General features: G+C 65.0%; 2 protein-coding genes. Both read left to right on the top strand.

The window, feature by feature from the left end; genetic code table 11:
* Nucleotides 1-982 (top strand): metal ABC transporter substrate-binding protein (locus ACFWJO_RS37105; protein WP_386872515.1); only part of this gene is annotated, 982 nt, incomplete at its 5' end.
* Nucleotides 982-1,164 (top strand): ATP-binding cassette domain-containing protein (locus tag ACFWJO_RS37100; protein ID WP_386872513.1); only part of this gene is annotated, 183 nt, incomplete at its 3' end. The genes ACFWJO_RS37105 and ACFWJO_RS37100, both read left to right, overlap by 1 nt.

Here is a 1,164-nt window from a genome sequence, read left to right as displayed (position 1 = left end):
CACCCCGCACCTCGTCACCCGCTCAGCTAAGGAACCATCCATGCCACGAAACTCCCGCTTCTTCTCCCGCCGTTCCCTGCCGCTGCTGGCAGCGTCCGTGCTCGCGCTCTCTCTCGCCGGATGCGCAACATCCGGCGAGAACGATGCAGGAGCTGACGATGAGCGTCCCGTGGTGCTGACGACGTTCACCGTTCTCGCGGACATCGCCGAGAACGTCGCCGGTGACAACCTGAGGGTGGAGTCGATCACGAAGGTAGGGGCGGAGATCCACGGCTACGAGCCCACCCCCGGAGACATCCGCAGAGCGTCGGAGGCGGATCTGATTCTCGACAACGGGATGAATCTGGAGGCGTGGTTCGCGCAGTTCGTCGACGGGTTGGATGTGCCCCACGTCGTGGTCAGCGAGGGGGTCGAGACGATCGACATCAGCGAGGATGCCTACGCGGGGATGCCGAACCCGCACGCGTGGATGAGTCCGGTGAACGTGCAGATCTACGTCGACAACATGGTCGAGGCGTTCAGCGACCTCGACCCCGACAACGCGAGCGAATACGAGGCCAACGGCGAGGCGTACAAGGCCGAGTTGCAGACGGTGCAGGATGAGCTGGTCGACGAGCTGTCGGTCCTGCCCGAGAACCAGCGGGCGTTGGTGACCTGCGAAGGTGCGTTCTCCTACCTCGCCCGGGACGCCGGGCTGACCGAGAAGTACATCTGGGCGGTCAACGCGGAGCAGCAGGCCACCCCGCAGCAGATCACCTCCGCGATCGAGTTCGTACGCGCAGGCGACGTACCCGCGGTGTTCTGCGAGTCCACCGTGTCCGACGCCCCGATGCAGCAGGTCGTCGAAGCGACCGACGCCGAGTTCGGTGGTGTGCTGTACGTCGACTCCCTGTCCGAAGCGGACGGGCCGGTCCCGACCTACCTGGAGCTGATCCGCCACGATGCGACCACCATCATCGACGCGCTGACGGCACGCAACTGATGACGACCGCGATCTCGGTACATGACGTCACGGTCCACTACGGCGAGGTCCTCGCCCTCGACCACGCCACCCTCGACATCCAGGCAGGACGCGTGTGCGGACTCGTGGGCATGAACGGATCGGGGAAGTCGACGCTGTTCAAGACGATCATGGGTTTGCTGCGTCCCGATTCCGGCACGGTC

It is taken from the genome of Streptomyces sp. NPDC127092 (assembly GCF_042722475.1).
Classification (GTDB): domain Bacteria; phylum Actinomycetota; class Actinomycetes; order Streptomycetales; family Streptomycetaceae; genus Streptomyces.
This window is presented reverse-complemented; position numbering and strand designations above follow the sequence as displayed.